The sequence below is a fragment of the Paraburkholderia sp. GAS199 genome, from assembly GCF_050436585.1.
Classification (GTDB): Bacteria; Pseudomonadota; Gammaproteobacteria; order Burkholderiales; family Burkholderiaceae; genus Paraburkholderia.
In genome coordinates, this window is the sequence record NZ_JBNDMM010000011.1 from 205,334 (window position 1) to 219,461 (window position 14,128).

General features: G+C 61.9%; 13 protein-coding genes. 3 read left to right on the forward strand and 10 right to left on the reverse strand.

Features of this window, described 5'->3' with window-relative positions; all coding sequences use genetic code 11:
• Window positions 1-67: 67 nt before the first annotated feature.
• A complete protein-coding gene (locus P3T18_RS33115; RefSeq protein ID WP_429304190.1) occupies window positions 68-1,336 on the forward strand; it encodes a glycosyltransferase WbuB in 1,269 nt (422 codons plus the stop codon).
• A 4-nt stretch (window positions 1,337-1,340) separates the two neighbouring features.
• On the opposite strand, the gene P3T18_RS33120 is transcribed toward P3T18_RS33115, so the two are convergent.
• The 5 genes from P3T18_RS33120 to betC all read right to left on the reverse strand — a co-directional run bounded on the left by P3T18_RS33120 (window position 1,341) and on the right by betC (window position 6,279).
• Window positions 1,341-1,850, reverse strand: coding sequence for a DUF1697 domain-containing protein (locus P3T18_RS33120; protein ID WP_429304191.1), 510 nt, complete (start codon window positions 1,848-1,850; stop codon window positions 1,341-1,343).
• Entirely contained in the window at window positions 1,847-2,185 is a 339-nt protein-coding gene (locus tag P3T18_RS33125; RefSeq protein WP_429304192.1) for a YbjQ family protein, read from the reverse strand. Before P3T18_RS33125 ends, P3T18_RS33120 begins: the two co-directional genes overlap by 4 nt.
• A gap of 104 nt (window positions 2,186-2,289) precedes the next feature.
• Complete coding sequence (locus P3T18_RS33130; RefSeq protein ID WP_429304193.1) at window positions 2,290-3,438, reverse strand: porin; 1,149 nt, start codon at window positions 3,436-3,438, stop codon at window positions 2,290-2,292.
• 309 nt (window positions 3,439-3,747) lie between these two features.
• Window positions 3,748-4,698 (reverse strand): choline ABC transporter substrate-binding protein, encoded by a 951-nt coding sequence (locus P3T18_RS33135; protein WP_429304194.1) that lies wholly within the window; start codon window positions 4,696-4,698, stop codon window positions 3,748-3,750.
• A gap of 42 nt (window positions 4,699-4,740) precedes the next feature.
• Window positions 4,741-6,279 (reverse strand): choline-sulfatase, encoded by a 1,539-nt coding sequence (gene betC, locus P3T18_RS33140; RefSeq protein WP_429304195.1) that lies wholly within the window; start codon window positions 6,277-6,279, stop codon window positions 4,741-4,743.
• A gap of 156 nt (window positions 6,280-6,435) precedes the next feature.
• Between betC and P3T18_RS33145 the strand changes: the two genes are divergently transcribed.
• Window positions 6,436-7,350: a choline sulfate utilization transcriptional regulator gene (locus tag P3T18_RS33145; protein WP_429304196.1), complete on the forward strand. Its 915-nt coding sequence runs from the start codon at window positions 6,436-6,438 to the stop codon at window positions 7,348-7,350.
• Between the two features lie 168 nt (window positions 7,351-7,518).
• Window positions 7,519-8,394: a formyltetrahydrofolate deformylase gene (purU, locus tag P3T18_RS33150; protein ID WP_429304197.1), complete on the forward strand. Its 876-nt coding sequence runs from the start codon at window positions 7,519-7,521 to the stop codon at window positions 8,392-8,394.
• Between the two features lie 78 nt (window positions 8,395-8,472).
• Here the strand turns inward: purU and P3T18_RS33155 are convergent, their stop codons facing one another.
• The 5 genes from P3T18_RS33155 to P3T18_RS33175 all read right to left on the reverse strand — a co-directional run bounded on the left by P3T18_RS33155 (window position 8,473) and on the right by P3T18_RS33175 (window position 14,128).
• Window positions 8,473-9,330, reverse strand: a complete 858-nt coding sequence (locus P3T18_RS33155; protein ID WP_429304198.1) for a glycine betaine ABC transporter substrate-binding protein — start codon at window positions 9,328-9,330, stop codon at window positions 8,473-8,475.
• 151 nt (window positions 9,331-9,481) lie between these two features.
• Window positions 9,482-10,717, reverse strand: a complete 1,236-nt coding sequence (locus tag P3T18_RS33160; RefSeq protein WP_429304199.1) for an FAD-binding oxidoreductase — start codon at window positions 10,715-10,717, stop codon at window positions 9,482-9,484.
• A gap of 33 nt (window positions 10,718-10,750) precedes the next feature.
• The gene (locus P3T18_RS33165) at window positions 10,751-12,061 is read right to left on the reverse strand and encodes an aromatic ring-hydroxylating oxygenase subunit alpha (RefSeq protein ID WP_429304200.1); all 1,311 of its coding nucleotides are present in this window, start codon (window positions 12,059-12,061) and stop codon (window positions 10,751-10,753) included.
• 73 nt (window positions 12,062-12,134) lie between these two features.
• Entirely contained in the window at window positions 12,135-12,923 is a 789-nt protein-coding gene (locus tag P3T18_RS33170) for an electron transfer flavoprotein subunit beta/FixA family protein (protein WP_429304201.1), read from the reverse strand.
• The gene (locus P3T18_RS33175; protein WP_429304202.1) at window positions 12,920-14,128 is read right to left on the reverse strand and encodes an electron transfer flavoprotein subunit alpha/FixB family protein; all 1,209 of its coding nucleotides are present in this window, start codon (window positions 14,126-14,128) and stop codon (window positions 12,920-12,922) included. The genes P3T18_RS33170 and P3T18_RS33175 overlap by 4 nt, the downstream gene beginning before the upstream one ends.

A 14,128-nucleotide genomic window follows, 5' to 3' on the forward strand; every position in this document is an offset into this window, starting at 1 on the left:
CCGGCCTCGCGGCCGGACTCGATCGCCCATGTCGTGCGACGTGGATCGCCGGCCGCCCGGAGGCTTTGTGAGAATCTTGATATACGGCATCAATTACGCCCCGGAAATGACAGGGATCGGCAAATACACCGCCGAGATGGCGGCAGCCATGGCCGCTCAGTCGCATGAAGTTCGCGTGGTATGCGCGCCACCCTATTATCCCGAGTGGCGTATTCCGCAAGGATTTTCGTCGCGCCGCTACGCGAGCGAGTTGCGCGACGGCGTTCGCGTCTCGCGCGCGCCTTTGTGGGTGCCGGGCCGCCCGAAGGGGATCAGCCGCCTGTTCCATCTTGCAAGTTTCGCGCTGTCGAGCCTGCCCTTGATGGTGCGTGACGCGTTCTGGCGACCGGATATCGTTTTCTGCGTGGCGCCGAGTCTGCTGAATGCGCCGGCCGGCTGGGCCGTCGCGCGCCTCTCGCGCGCTCACGCCTGGCTGCACATCCAGGATTTCGAAGTCGACGCTGCGTTCAAACTCGGCATCCTGCAAGGCTCGTTTCTGAAACGCACCGCGCTGGCGGCGGAACGCGCCTTGATGAAACGCTTCGATACCGTCTCGACGATCTCGAACAAGATGCTGGAACGCGCCTCGGAAAAAGGTATTGCGCCGGCGCGACTCGTGCGGTTTCCCAATTGGGCCGACACCAGTCTGATTTATCCGCTCGCGCGAACGAGCCGTCTGAAAGAACTGCTGGGTCTCGCACCCGAAGCGGTGGTCGTGCTCTATTCCGGCAACATGGGCGCCAAACAGGGACTCGACGTACTCGCGGCGGCGGCGCTCGAATTGAAAGACCACACCGACCTGGCATTCGTATTTTGCGGCGACGGTCCCGCTCGCCGCGTCGTTCAGGACGCCTGCGGCGCGATGCCGAATTGCCGCATTATCGACCTACGTCCCGTCGAAGAACTGAACGAGTTGCTCAATCTCGCTGACATCCACGTGTTGCCGCAGCGAGCCGATGCCGCCGACCTGGTCATGCCATCGAAGCTCACCGGCATGTTCGCCAGCGGTCGCGCCGTCATTGCGATGGCCGAGCCGGGCACGGAGTTATTCGACTCGGTTGCGCCGCGCGGGGTGGTGGTTCCGGCAGGCAATGCACGTCTGCTTGCCGACGCGATACGCCGTCTCGCCGACGATGCGCCCGAACGGACGCGGCTCGGTCATGCGGGCCGCGAGTTCGCGCTGGCGTCGCTATCGCGCGAAGCGGCGTTCGGCGCGCTCGCGGCACGTATGAATGCGCTCGACGCGGCCCGTCAGAGCGGCGTGCAACCTCTGCAGCAGGAGCGCGAGTCGTCGTGAGCCATCAGGACGACGTCCATTCCACGAGCGTGGCAATGGTGTTCATATTGCGGGCCGTGCCCGCGCTTGCATCGGGAATTCGAAGCTTCGACTTCGCCATGCCCTGCCCGTAATGCACGTAGATTTCGCGCGTGCCGAGTGCGATTTCCTCGTCATGCTGTCCGCTCACATTAGCGAGCGTCGTGGCGGGCGGCGGTACGTCGAGAAAAATCGCAACGGTGCGATTCGGCGCGGCCTGTTTGAAGGGATTGTCTGCAAGCACGGCGGCCAGTTCCGTCGCGCTGCGTACGAGAACGCCCACCGGCTTGCCCGCGTATGCCTGAAGACTCTGCTCCAGCCGCGATTTAACGGTCGCTTCCTTCAGCCTGCTCCCGAATACGACGTTGCCGCTTGCGATGTAGGTTCGTACGTCGGAAAAGCCGAGCGATTCGCACATGGCACGCAGTTCGGCCATCGGTAGTTTGCCGGTGCCGCCCACGTTGACGGCGCGCAGAAAAGCGGCGTAGACAGTCATGCCAGCTCCCTGACCGCGCGTACGGCCGTCCCGTAGCAGAGTACTTCGGTGATGCCGGCGGCGATCTCCGTGGCGTCGTAGCGCATGCCGACAATGGCATTCGCGCCAAGGCCGTCGGCTTCGCGCATCATGCGCTCGAATGCGTCTTCACGCGCTCGCTCGCATAGCGACGTATACAGCGTGATATTGCCACCGAACAGTGTTTGCAAAGACGCGCCGATCGACCCGACGACCGAGCGCGACCTCACGATAATGCCTCGCGCAACGCCGAGCGCGCGTTCTGTGCGGTAGCCCGGAAGGTCGAAAGCGGTCGTCACCATGCTGCGATCTATCATCGATACCTCGGTGTGGATTGAAAGCAGCAGAGGCGACGTGTCCGTCGGCCTCTGCAGAAACACCGATGATATCGCGAGCATCCGGCGACGCTTTTTGCAATGCGTCAGAACGCGTGTTTCATGCCGATCCGTACGTCACTCTGCGTATTCGAGGACGAAGGCGTAAAGCTATACCCGATTACCGCATTCACGCCGTTCGAAGCACGCAGGTAGTCGCCAGAAACATAGACATCGGTGCGCTTGGAGAGCAGATAGTGCAGACCGAGCGAGCCCTGATTCCAGTGATTCCCCTCGAAGCTGGTGTGCTGATAGCCGCCATACAGCGCCAGCGCCGGCGTGAAGTTATACGAGGCGCCCCCTTCGTAGACCTGCATGTGCGAGGTCTGGCCGAATCCCTTGATCGTCGTATAGGTGAAGTCGCCGGTCAGCATCAGCTTGCCGAGCGTGTAGGCCGCGCCTACCGCAAATGCACCTTGCCGGTCGACGGGAAACGAACTCGAGCTATACAGATCGGTGACGGCGCCGGTGGCGGGGTCGACCGTGACGGTCGGCTGCCCCAGGAAACTGTGCGTGCCGATCATCGCATAGGGATCGAATGCGTAGATGCCGAACGGGTTGTTCAGTTGCGTATAGGCCGCACCCATGTTGAACGGCCCGTGATCGTAGTGCGCGCCCACGCTCCACGCGCTCTTCTGATGAAAATCGCCGGCGGTGTTGCCGAACGAGTACATGCCGCCGAAGGTGAAGCCCGCAAAGTCGCTGGAGAGGAACTTGACCGAATTCGGTAAGCGGTCGCCATTCATCCGGTCGAAGTCGCCCTGGTGAATCGCATAGCCGCTCGCCCACGCGGAAATGTTGTACAGATAGACGAACTCCTCGGTCATATCGAGCTGATTGCCGAACGAGAGCGTGCCCCACGAATTTTTAAGGCCGACATAGGCCTGCCGGCCGAATTCGGCGCCGCCGAATGCATACTGACCATTGCCGAGATGGAAGCCCGACTCCAGCGTGAAGACCGCCTGCAAGCCGCCGCCCAGATCTTCGACACCTTTGAAGCCGATACGATTGCCGTATGAAATACCGTCGTCGAACTTGAATTGATGCGCACCGCCCGCGTTATTGACGTAGGTAATGCCGGCGTCGAGTATCCCGTACAAGGTAATGCTGCTCTGCGCGTGAACCGTGGCGGGTGCGCATGCTGCACACGCTGCAATGGCGAGTCCCGATAGGCTGGCGGCGTTGTTCTTCTTCATCTGCTTATCCCCTGCTCTGTGCCTGCATGTTTCGTTGGATAAAGCGGTCCCTGCCGCGCGCGTGGGAACGCGCAGCGCTTCTCGCATGACGGGCAGTTCGAAGCCGATCGATGCAACTCGATACGGCTTTTTAAGGCTGACGCTGTGATTCAGCGGAGTGAATGACGACTCGATCTTTGCAGGTATGGCGCAAACGTCTGTTTCGACGGATCACGATACGGAACAAGAATACGGGTCCAGATTCGCGGCGATTCGACCGCAAGCGACATGAATCTGCCGCACTGCGACCTCCCGACGAATAAACCAGACCTATTTCACGCCGAGCGCGGTCTGTACCGCTTGCAATCCATTTGCACCACTCGCCGTATTGACGCCGTCGAGCCAGGATTTCAGCAATTCCGGATGACGTCGAAGCGCGTCGGTGGCAGCAGCGTCCACGCCGGTTTTCTTCTCGAGTACTTCGGTAATCACGCCGTTTTCGAGGTCGACATTAAAGGTCAGTTGCCTGAAAAGTTTGCCGACATTCGGGCACTGCTCCTCGTATCCGGTGCGTGCCACGGTATTGACGGTGGCGCCGCCGTAATTCGGCCCGAAGTACTTGTCGCCGCCGTCGAGATAGCTCAGCTTGAATTTCGTGTTCATCAGATGCGGTTCCCATGCGAGGAACACGATCCATTTTTTATCGCGCACCGCGCGCTCCACCTGCGTAAGCATGCCCGTTTCACTCGACTCGACCACCTTCCAGCTTCCGAGCCCATAGGCCTTGTCGTCCACCATTCTCTTGATGTTCTGGTTCGCGGGTGCACCGGGTTCGATACCGTAGATCTTGCCGTCGAATTTGTCCGCGTTACGCGCGAGATCCGCGAAAGAATGGACGCCCGCCGCGGCCACGTAATCGGGTACGGCCAGCGTGAACTTTGCGTTGCTCAGATTCGGATGCACGACCTCGATGGTTTTTTCGTCTTCGAACGGCTTGACCACCGGCGCCTGCGCCGGCATCCAGTTGCCAAGAAACACGTCGATCTGGCCTTTCTTCAACCCCTGATACGTGATCGGCACCGACAGATTCGCGATGTTCTGCTGATAGCCGAGTGCTTTCAGCAACACGCCGGTCATGGCATTGGTCGCGTCGATGTCGGTCCATCCCGGCCCCGCCATATTGACCTTCATGCACGACTGCGGTTCGGCGGCCACCGCAAGTGAGGCCGCCGCGCACAACAACGCGACGCCGGATACAGCCTGTCTGATCAGCTTTTTCATCTCGGCTTTCCTGTGGGTGAAGTGATTCGGTAGCGTCCAATCTCAGCGAACGACGGCAGGAAAACGCGCCATCGCTTCGAGCGTATCCAGATCGATGTGATTGCGCATATAGCGCTGGCTCGCATCCACGAGCGGCTGCCAGTCCCATGAGGCGACCGTGCCCTGCGTGGTCGCCGCAAAATGAAAATGACGGCGACGCTGGCTGCTCAGTACTTCTTCGTGCAGTGCCGCAAGATTCCAGCGCGCCGCGATCTGCGCGCGAAACGTGTCGACTTCAGCGGCGTAAGCCGGATTCGCGGCGAGATTGTTGCGCTCCAGAGGATCGGCCTCGACGTCGTAGAGTTGATCGGGGTCGACCGACGTGTGAATGAACTTGAAGCGACCGCGCCGCAGCATGACGATCGGCGCGATTGCGCCTTCCGCCAGATATTCGCCCACCGCTTCGTCGTGACCGCCTGACACGCCGCGCAAATGCGGCACGAGGCTTTGACCGTCGAGCGAGTCGGGCCAACTGGAAGGCAGCGTGCCGCGCGCGATCTCGACGAGCGTCGGCAACAGGTCGAGGTGCGAGACATTCGCGCTCACACGATGCGCGTCGAACTGCTTCGGCGCATGGACGATCAACGGTACGCGGCAGCCGCCTTCGAAGAAGGTCATCTTGTACCAGAGGCCGCGCTCGCCGAGCATCTCGCCATGATCGGACGTCACCACAATGGTCGTATTCCCGGCGAGCCCCGCTTGCTCCAGGGCATCGAGGATCGCGCCGAACTGGTCGTCCACGTAAGAGATGGCGCCGTAATAGGCGCGGCGCGCATTGCGGATCTGCTGATCGGTGGGCGGCGTGCGATCGGTTTCGCACACGTGGCGCAAACGCTTCGAGTGCGGGTCGGCCTGATCCAGCGAATCGCGGTGGACGGGCAGTTCGATATCTTCGTCGCGATACATGTCCCAGTACTTTTGCGGAATTGCGTAAGGGTCGTGTGGATGCGTGAGTGACGCCACCAGGCAGAACGGCCGTTGATCTTTTCCGGCGTTGGCTTCGCGCGCGATATCGAACAGCTTCTGACGCGTGGTGAACGTGACCTCGTCGTCGAAATCGAGCTGATTGGTTCGCACGCAGGGGCCGGCGTCGATCACCGAACTCATGTTGTGATACCAGCTGGGCCGTGTGTTGAAATCGCTCCAGTCGGGGGTCCAGCCGAAATCGGCGGGATAGATGTCGGTAGTCAGCCGCTCTTCGAAACCATGCAGTTGGTCCGCGCCGCAAAAATGCATTTTGCCCGAGAGAATGGTGCGATAACCTTCGGCTCGAAGATAATGCGCGAACGTCAGCGTTTGCGACGGAAATTCCGCTGCATTGTCGTATGCGCCGATAGCGGACGGCAGCTTGCCGGACAACAGCGAAAAGCGCGACGGCGCGCACAATGGGCTCGCGCAATAAGCGGACTCGAATACCACCCCCTGCGCGGCGAGACGGTCGAGATTGGGTGTGCGGGTCAGGCGATGTCCGTAGGCAGCAAGTGCAAACGGAGTCATCTGGTCGGCCATTAGAATGAGAATGTTCTGCTTCGGTTCAAGCATTGGAGCGCGCCTCGAATAGAATCGCAAAGTGGGTGCGTATATCGTTGCAGAGGGGCTCACATCTACCTGCTCGTGAGCCCCGCATGAACACCACTATTGCCGTCCAAATACGCACTGTGAAGACGGCAATTCGTTATGTGCCTATAAGGAGCTGTTATGTCCAGGCAAGACCGCTTGCCGCCCATGCAGGCGTTGACCATGTTCGAGTCCGCGGCACGGCTGGCGAGCTTCACCGCCGCCGCGCGCGAACTCGGCTCGACGCAGCCGGCGGTCAGCCAGCGCGTCGTGCAACTCGAAGAAACGCTCGGCACGCCGCTATTCGAACGCGGCCATCGCGGCGTCACGCTCACCGAAGACGGCGAACATCTGTTCAAGGCGGTGCGCCATGCACTCGACACCATTCGCCTCGCCACCGCGGAAATTCGCGCGCGACGCACGCCGCAAACGCTCACGCTATCTACCGATTTCGGTTTCGCCACTTATTGGCTGATGCCGCGTCTTTCGCAATTCAAGGCGCTGATGCCCGACGTGGACGTGAAAATCGTCACGTCGCAAAGCGTCTTCGACCCATCCCACGATCAGGCCGACATCGCCATTGCGTTTGGCGACGCCGATTCGGACTGGACCGCGCGCGGCGCGGTCAAGCTCTTTCCAGAAAGGGTCACGCCCGTCTGCAGCCCCGGCTTTCTCGCTGCGCATCCGGAATTGCAGCACGCGGCCGATCTGCGCAATCTGCCCTTGCTGCACCTCGAACCCACCCAGCCGGCCCGCTGGCTTTCCTGGAGCGACTGGTTCGCCGCGCAAGGGCTCGACGCGCCTGCAGCGCACCGCGGCATGACCTTCAACAGCTTCACGCTGGTGGCGCACGCCGCCATCATGGGCCAGGGCGTGGCGCTGGGCTGGGCGCCGCTGGTCGACGAACTGCTTGCCACCGGACAACTGGTCGAGCCGTTCGACACGCCGGTTCTGACCGCACGCGGCTACCTGCTCGTCGCGCAACGGGCCGCCACACCGGCCGTCAGCGCATTTCGTCAGTGGTTGCTGGGCGAATGCGGTCTCGACGCCGAATGAACGCGCCCACGCACGGCCATCAGGACACCCGCCGCTGACGCCCCCGTTCCAGCGCGACGGCGGTTAGCTTCTATCCACCCTGCTCTCCGATTTGCTCTACTGCGACCATGCATGCCGCGTTCGCGGCGTGGTCCTCATGGTACTTACGGCACTTCAAGTGGAGAGCGCATGTCCGTCGATTCCCGTCCCGATCAACTGGTTCTGAGTGTCGCCTGCCCTAGCGCGGCGGGTCAGGTTGCCGCCGTCGTCGGCTTTCTCGACCGGCATCATTGCTACATCGACGAACTCACCGTGTTCGACGACGACCTCAGCGAGCGCTTTTTCGTGCGCTGCGTGTTTCATGGCGTACCCGGCGAGGAAACGCTGCACCTCGCGGCCCTGCGTCAGGAATTCGTGCCGATCGCCGATCGCTTCCAGATGACCTGGGCCATGCACGAGGTCGCCACGCGGCCCAAGGTGCTCATCATGGTGTCGAAGCTGGAACACTGTCTCGCCGACCTGCTGTTCCGCTGGCGCATGGGCGAGCTGAAAATGGACATCGTCGGCATCGGCTCGAACCATCGCGATCTCGAACCGCTCGCGCAACAGCATGGCCTGCCGTTCCATCACCTGCCCATCACCGCCGACACCAAGCCGCAGCAGGAAGCACGTTTGCTCGATCTGTTCGAGACATCGGGCGCGGAGCTCATGATTCTGGCGCGCTACATGCAGATCCTCTCCGGCGAGACGAGCCGCGCGCTGGCCGCACGCGCCATCAATATTCACCACTCGTTCCTGCCCGGCTTCAAGGGCGCGAAGCCTTATCACCAGGCGCATACGCGCGGCGTGAAGCTCATCGGCGCGACGGCGCACTTCGTCACCGACGATCTCGACGAAGGTCCGATCATCGAACAGGTGGTCGAACGCGTGGATCACTCGTACAGCCCGGAACGGCTGCTCGCGACGGGACGCGACGTCGAGTGCATTACGCTCGCGCGCGCGGTAAAAGCGTTCATCGAACGCCGCGTTTTCATCAATGGAGACCGTACGGTGGTCCTGCAATAAGCCTCGGAAATAAAAAACGCCGCTGAAAAGCGGCGTTCTTTACAGGCTGATGCTTTGCCTTTGCGGTGCCTTGCGGTATTACTTCACCCAGCTGTCCACCCGGTCACCATGCGCGCTGATCCATGCATCGGCCGCAGCGGTCGGCTTTTCGCCGTTCTGCGTGGCCAGCATCACGCTGTCGATTTCACCCGGTTTCCATTGGAATTTCTTCAGGAACGCGACGACCGGCGGCGCCTTCTTTTCGAGTTCCGGATTCACCACGCTATCCACGTGCTCCGATTCACCGAATACTTTCTTCGGGTCGTCGAGGAATTTGAGCTTGTACTTCGCGAACATCCAGTGCGGCTTCCAGCCCGTCACGATGATCGGCTTGCTTGCCGCTTCCGAACGCGCCAGTTCCGCCGTCATCGCGCTGCCCGAACTCGGCATCAACTGATAATCGAGACCGTAAGCCTTGATGGCTTCGCTGGTTTTCTGCATCACGCCCGCGCCGGCATCGATACCGACGATACGCGAACCGAATTCCGTTTTCTTCGCTTCGAGATCGCCCACGGTCTTCACGTCTGCGTTTTCCGGCACGATCAGGCCGATTTTCGCGTCGTTGAAGTTCGGTCCGAGATCGACCACCTTCTCCTTGAAGTTATTCCAGTACGCGCCGTGCGTGACCGGCAGCCACGCCGAAAGCGTCGCGTCGAGGTCGCCGCGCGCCACGCCTTGCCACATCACACCGGCCGCAACCGGCACGAGTTGCACCTGATAGCCGAGGCGCTTTTCGATCACGCGCGCAGCCACGTTCGAGGTCGCGACGCTATCGTCCCAGCCTTCCACGTAACCGATCTTGATGGTCGGTTTCGTATCGGCCGATACACTCACGCTGCTCGCCGCCAGCGCCACGCTCATCGCGCTCAACAGCCCTATCTTTTTGATCAGTCTCATCGCCAGTTCTCCCGTTCGCCGTCCACAAAACCACTCATTGAGCATTTAGAATCGCCAGCCAGAATTGCCGGGTAGCGTTGTTTTACGACATGCAGTTGTCTACGCGCGACTTCGGCCCATTCGGGGCATACGCCGCGCCAAAGCTCTCGTCTTACTTATCCACCACCAGATCGGTCAGCGGCTTGCTGCAACACAGCAACACCATGCCCTGATCGATTTCCCGCTGACGAATCCCGCCCGCGTGCTTCATCGCCACTTCACCGGACACCAGCTTGACCTTGCACGTGCCGCACATGCCCTGCGTGCACGACGCGGGCAGACGCACACCGGCTTTTTTGGCCGCATCGAGTACATGCTGGCCGCTGCCGCATTCGATCTCCCGATTGCTGCGCGCAAAACTCACCTTGAACTTCGTCTCGGTTTCCACGGCAATGGGCAGCGCTTCGGGCGCGAATCCGGCCGCCTGTTCACGCGCCTCGACGAAGCTGTCCACGCTGTTCAATGCATCCGCCACGTGCGCCGTGGCCAGTTGCGCGGCCACTTCGCCGATGGTCTCGAACGAGAAACTTTCCTCGTGATAATGACTGCGATCGAAGCCGCCCTCGTCCAGCAGTTTGCGCACGGCTTCCATATACGGTGCCGGTCCGCAGGTGAATATCTCGCGCTCCATGAAATCCGGCGCGATCAGTTTCAGCAGCGGCAAAGTCAGAAAACCCGTCACGCCTGGCCAGTTGGTGCGCGCCCCCACTCTTTCGCAGACGAACGCCGTGCGGAAATGCGCCTGATTCGACGCAATCAGATCGAGTTCGCGGGCGAAGATAATGTCGTCCGGTGTGCGCGCACTGTGCACGAAAACAATATCGCTGTCTTCACCGAGTTCGTGATGCGCGCGGCTCATCGACATGAGCGGCGTAATACCGGAGCCCGCCGAGAGAAACAGGAACTTGCGCGCCGGATGCCGTGCGCAGGTGAATTCGCCTGCCGGCCCGAGCACGCGAACCGGCATGCCCGCCTGCAGATTGTCGTGCAGCCAGTTCGAGACCTTGCCGCCCGGCACACGCTTCACCGTGATGGAGATGGTGTGCGGTCGGGTGGGCGGCGAAGAAATCGTGTAGCAGCGATTCACCGATTCGCCGTCGATCTCCAGCTCCAGCGTGATGAACTGCCCCGGCTCGAAGACGAACGCCCGCTCGGAAGGCGCGCGAAAGAAAAAGCTCTTTACGTCGTGCGTTTCCTGACGAACCTGGCAGCACACCAGCGTCTCGTCGCTATCGCTGTCCCAGCGTGCCGGCAGGGCTTCCCAGAAACGCGGCCGCGTCACGCGGCTCGCTGCGCGATCTGATTCCACCTCGGGCCCGATCTGAAACGTCGCCTGATCGCGCATCATTGTTTTCTCCCGCTCCTGGTTCCGGCAACGCGCTCAGCGCATGAAAGACACGACTTTTTCGCCGTGCGAAGCCGGCGTCGTGCCGGCGTCGTGTGTTTGGGGTGCATTGTCGTAGTCGGCAAGGCGGCCGATATACCACTCGCAGAACTTCTCGACGAGGCCTTCGGTAAAGGGCGAATACGGGCCTGGCTCGTACGCGCTGCTGGTCGCACCGCGTTGCGAGTATTCGACCAGCGCGCGGTCCTGATCGTTGGTCGCGCGCCAGACTGCCGTGAGATTGTCGACGTCGTAATCGATGCCTTCACGGGCGTCCTTGTGCACGAGCCACTTGGTACGAACCAGCGTTTTACCGGCCGAAAGCGGGATCACCGAGAAGCTGACGATATGGTCGCTCATGAAGTGATGCCATGAATTAGGCTGCGTCCAGAACGACAGGCCACCGAGATCGGCCTGCTCGAACCCGCCCAGCAATTTTTTCGATGCCACCCGCGCGTCCAGCGTTTGCGATTCGCCGTCGCGATCGAGCGGCAGGCGTTGCGTACGGAAACCCGTCACGAGATCGGCCAGACGATCGATTTCCGCCGAAGGCAGCTTCATCGCTTCCCATTGCGCGGTGCGACGCGCCACGGTTGCTTCGAAGGCGGCCATGCCTTCCTCGTTGTCCGGCGTGCGCTGATAGCCGAAACCGTATTCGTAGAGCGAAATCGTCAGCTCGGGATGGTTTGCCACGCAGTGATAGCACTCGCGGTTGTTCTCCATCGTGAGCTTCCAGTTGCCTTCCTCGATAATGTCGATCGAAGCCGCGATCTTGCAATTGGCCAGATCGTGGGGCAACAGATACGGCTCCATGGCGGCACGTACGACTGAAAAGTCGGCCGGCGGCGTCTCGGCGAGACAGATGAAAATGAGGCCGGCCAGATTCTGCACGTGCACCGCTTTCAGGCTGTGCTTGCAGCGGTCGAACTGGTCGCCCATGTGCTCGGCGAACATCAGGTCGCCATTCAGGTTGTACGTCCAGCTGTGATAAGGGCAGACGATATTGCCGAGCGAGCCCTTCTCGTTGTTGCACAGGCGCGCGCCGCGATGCCGGCACACGTTGTGAAACGCGCGGACCTGCATGTCGTCGTCGCGCACGATCAGAATCGAATCGTGACCGAGTTCCACGGTGATGTAATCGCCCGGCTCGGGCACGTCCGGCTCGACCGCCACCTGAATCCAGTGCTTGCGGAAAATCGCTTCCATATCGAGCGCGAAAATAGACTCGCTCGTATAGAACGGCGCTTCCAGCGTGTAATTCTTTTTGCGGCGTTCGATCATTGCGCGAACGTCTGCCGAAACTTTCATTGTGTGCTCCGTTGCATGTCACGTCTGGCGCCGCACCAGGCCCTCCTGGTCGCGTGCTGGCCCGAACCGGAAATCAGTAATCCACGAGTTGATGCTCGCGCAAATACGCGAGAATCACTTGTGCTTTTTCGACGGAACTCCCTTCAATTACGACGCTGCCGCCACGGCTTTCGGTGGTGGTGGCCGACAACATGCGGGCATGGCCGGAACGCTTCTCCGCCGCGGCGAGGCGCACGGGTTTCGCGGTGGCCGGGCGCAGGCTCCAGGCGTGGTCGTCGGGACTCCCCGCAGACGCTGTCGCAACGGCACGCACCGTGCCCTCGCGTAAGCGCGCGTAGGCGTATTTCGGCGCGACGTTCGCGAGCGGATGCACCGCGATCAGGGCCGGCAAATTCACTTCCACGCGACGGCGCAGACCCTTCGGCATGAACTGGCGCACTTGCGCGCGGGCGTCATGCACGCTCAGGTCTACCGCTGCGCCGACGAGCGGCATGCCGAGCGCCGCCGCCACGCGATACGGCAGCATGCCGGTGTCGAATGCGCCTTCGGCGCGCGTGCCGGTGAGAATCAGGTCGTAGCCCGCGAGACGCGCCGCCAGCGGCCCTGCGGCGTCGTTTTGCGTGTCGTTCCGGGCGCCGGGTGTGGCAGACAGATCGAGCACTTCCACGCTGCGTGCTCCGAGCGCGAGATAGTCGTTGAGCGCGGGATTCGACGGATCGCCCGCATGCAACACGTCGACCGTCGCGTTTTGTGCGCGAGCCAGGTCGAGCGCCATGGTCAGCGCGGCGGCGTCGTTGCGGCTGTATCGTGCCGCGCCGCTCACTGGATGACGTCCCACGGAAACGAGTACGGCAATCTTCATACGAGCGCTCCTTCCGCAACGGCTGCTGAATTAAGCAATGCCGCACCCGTGCCGCGTGCGCTGCGCGCGGCCGCGGCTGCTTCGGTCAAGGCTGCGATGGTTTCCTGCGTGTCGGCAATCACGGTCAGATTCGCGCGCTTGGCAATCGGCGCGCTGGCGTCGAGATTCACCGCGATCACGTGACGGCAATCCTTGATGCCCTGCAAATGCTGCACGGCGCCGGAAATACCGAACGCGATGTACACGCTGGCTTCGACTGTCTTGCCGGTCGCGCCGATCTGCTTGTCGCGCGTGAACTTGCCGTCGTCTACGGCAACGCGGCTGGCGCCGATCGCCGCGCCCAACGTGCCCGCAAGACGTTCGAACGCGGCTACGTCGCTCACGCCGTTGCCGGCGGAAACGATGAAATCCGCTTCTTCCAGCGCGAGCTGCGCGGCGTCGATTTCTTCGATACCCAGATCCCGAACCGCACCCGACGCCGTACCCGACGCCGCACTCGATTCGACATCGAAGCGCCACGCCACCCGTTCGCCCGCGCCGACGAACGGCAGCTTCGGGTCGACCGCATTCGGTGCGAGCAGCACGATTTCGGGCAGCGCACGCACGGCGTAGGACGCGTTGGCCTGCGCGTAAGTCGCCACGTGTTTCGCGTCGATCTCGACCACGTGGGTCGCGACGCTCGCATTGGCGGCGGCGGCATAGCGACGGCCGAGATCGCCGTCGCCGGTTGCGTTATCGGGCAGAAAGACGTGCACGGGCGCGTAGGCCGCGATGCATGCGCTCAGCGCATTGAGTTCGTCGACGGGCGCATAGGCGCGCCGATCGAACATCGGCAATTCGATCAGCTTGTCGGCGCCAAGCGCGGCGACCATAGCGGAATCCGCCGTGTATTCGCCTAAGACCAGCAGCACGATTTCCGTTTGCGCATCGGCAATCAGCGCAGCGGCGGCGAGCGTCTGACGCGTGTGTTCGTCGAGCGCGCCACGGTCGGCGTGCGCAGCGACGAGAAACACGCGTGCAGGCGTCGCCGTGGTGCGGCGAGGTCTGGCCTGCTCGCGATGTGCCGCGCCGTGCGTGGCGGTCTCCAGGCCGGACGCTGCAACACCAGCGCCCAAGGCGCCGGTTTCACCGAGCGTAATGCGCCGCAGTCCGTCCGCCGTGATCGTGAACGGCCTGCGCGGGTCGATTCGTTTGAGCGTATTCAT

What these genes read in the sequence shown, in the direction of transcription:
- P3T18_RS33120 (WP_429304191.1), bottom strand. Translation starts at nt 1,850, where the DNA reads ATGACTGTCTACGCCGCTTTTCTGCGCGCCGTCAACGTGGGCGGCACC.
- P3T18_RS33125 (WP_429304192.1), bottom strand. Translation starts at nt 2,185, where the DNA reads ATGATAGATCGCAGCATGGTGACGACCGCTTTCGACCTTCCGGGCTAC.
- P3T18_RS33130 (WP_429304193.1), bottom strand. Translation starts at nt 3,438, where the DNA reads ATGAAGAAGAACAACGCCGCCAGCCTATCGGGACTCGCCATTGCAGCG.
- P3T18_RS33135 (WP_429304194.1), bottom strand. Translation starts at nt 4,698, where the DNA reads ATGAAAAAGCTGATCAGACAGGCTGTATCCGGCGTCGCGTTGTTGTGC.
- betC (WP_429304195.1), bottom strand. Translation starts at nt 6,279, where the DNA reads ATGCTTGAACCGAAGCAGAACATTCTCATTCTAATGGCCGACCAGATG.
- P3T18_RS33145 (WP_429304196.1), top strand. Translation starts at nt 6,436, where the DNA reads ATGTCCAGGCAAGACCGCTTGCCGCCCATGCAGGCGTTGACCATGTTC.
- purU (WP_429304197.1), top strand. Translation starts at nt 7,519, where the DNA reads ATGTCCGTCGATTCCCGTCCCGATCAACTGGTTCTGAGTGTCGCCTGC.
- P3T18_RS33155 (WP_429304198.1), bottom strand. Translation starts at nt 9,330, where the DNA reads ATGAGACTGATCAAAAAGATAGGGCTGTTGAGCGCGATGAGCGTGGCG.
- P3T18_RS33160 (WP_429304199.1), bottom strand. Translation starts at nt 10,717, where the DNA reads ATGATGCGCGATCAGGCGACGTTTCAGATCGGGCCCGAGGTGGAATCA.
- P3T18_RS33165 (WP_429304200.1), bottom strand. Translation starts at nt 12,061, where the DNA reads ATGAAAGTTTCGGCAGACGTTCGCGCAATGATCGAACGCCGCAAAAAG.
- P3T18_RS33170 (WP_429304201.1), bottom strand. Translation starts at nt 12,923, where the DNA reads ATGAAGATTGCCGTACTCGTTTCCGTGGGACGTCATCCAGTGAGCGGC.
- P3T18_RS33175 (WP_429304202.1), bottom strand. Translation starts at nt 14,128, where the DNA reads ATGAATACGCTCAAACGAATCGACCCGCGCAGGCCGTTCACGATCACG.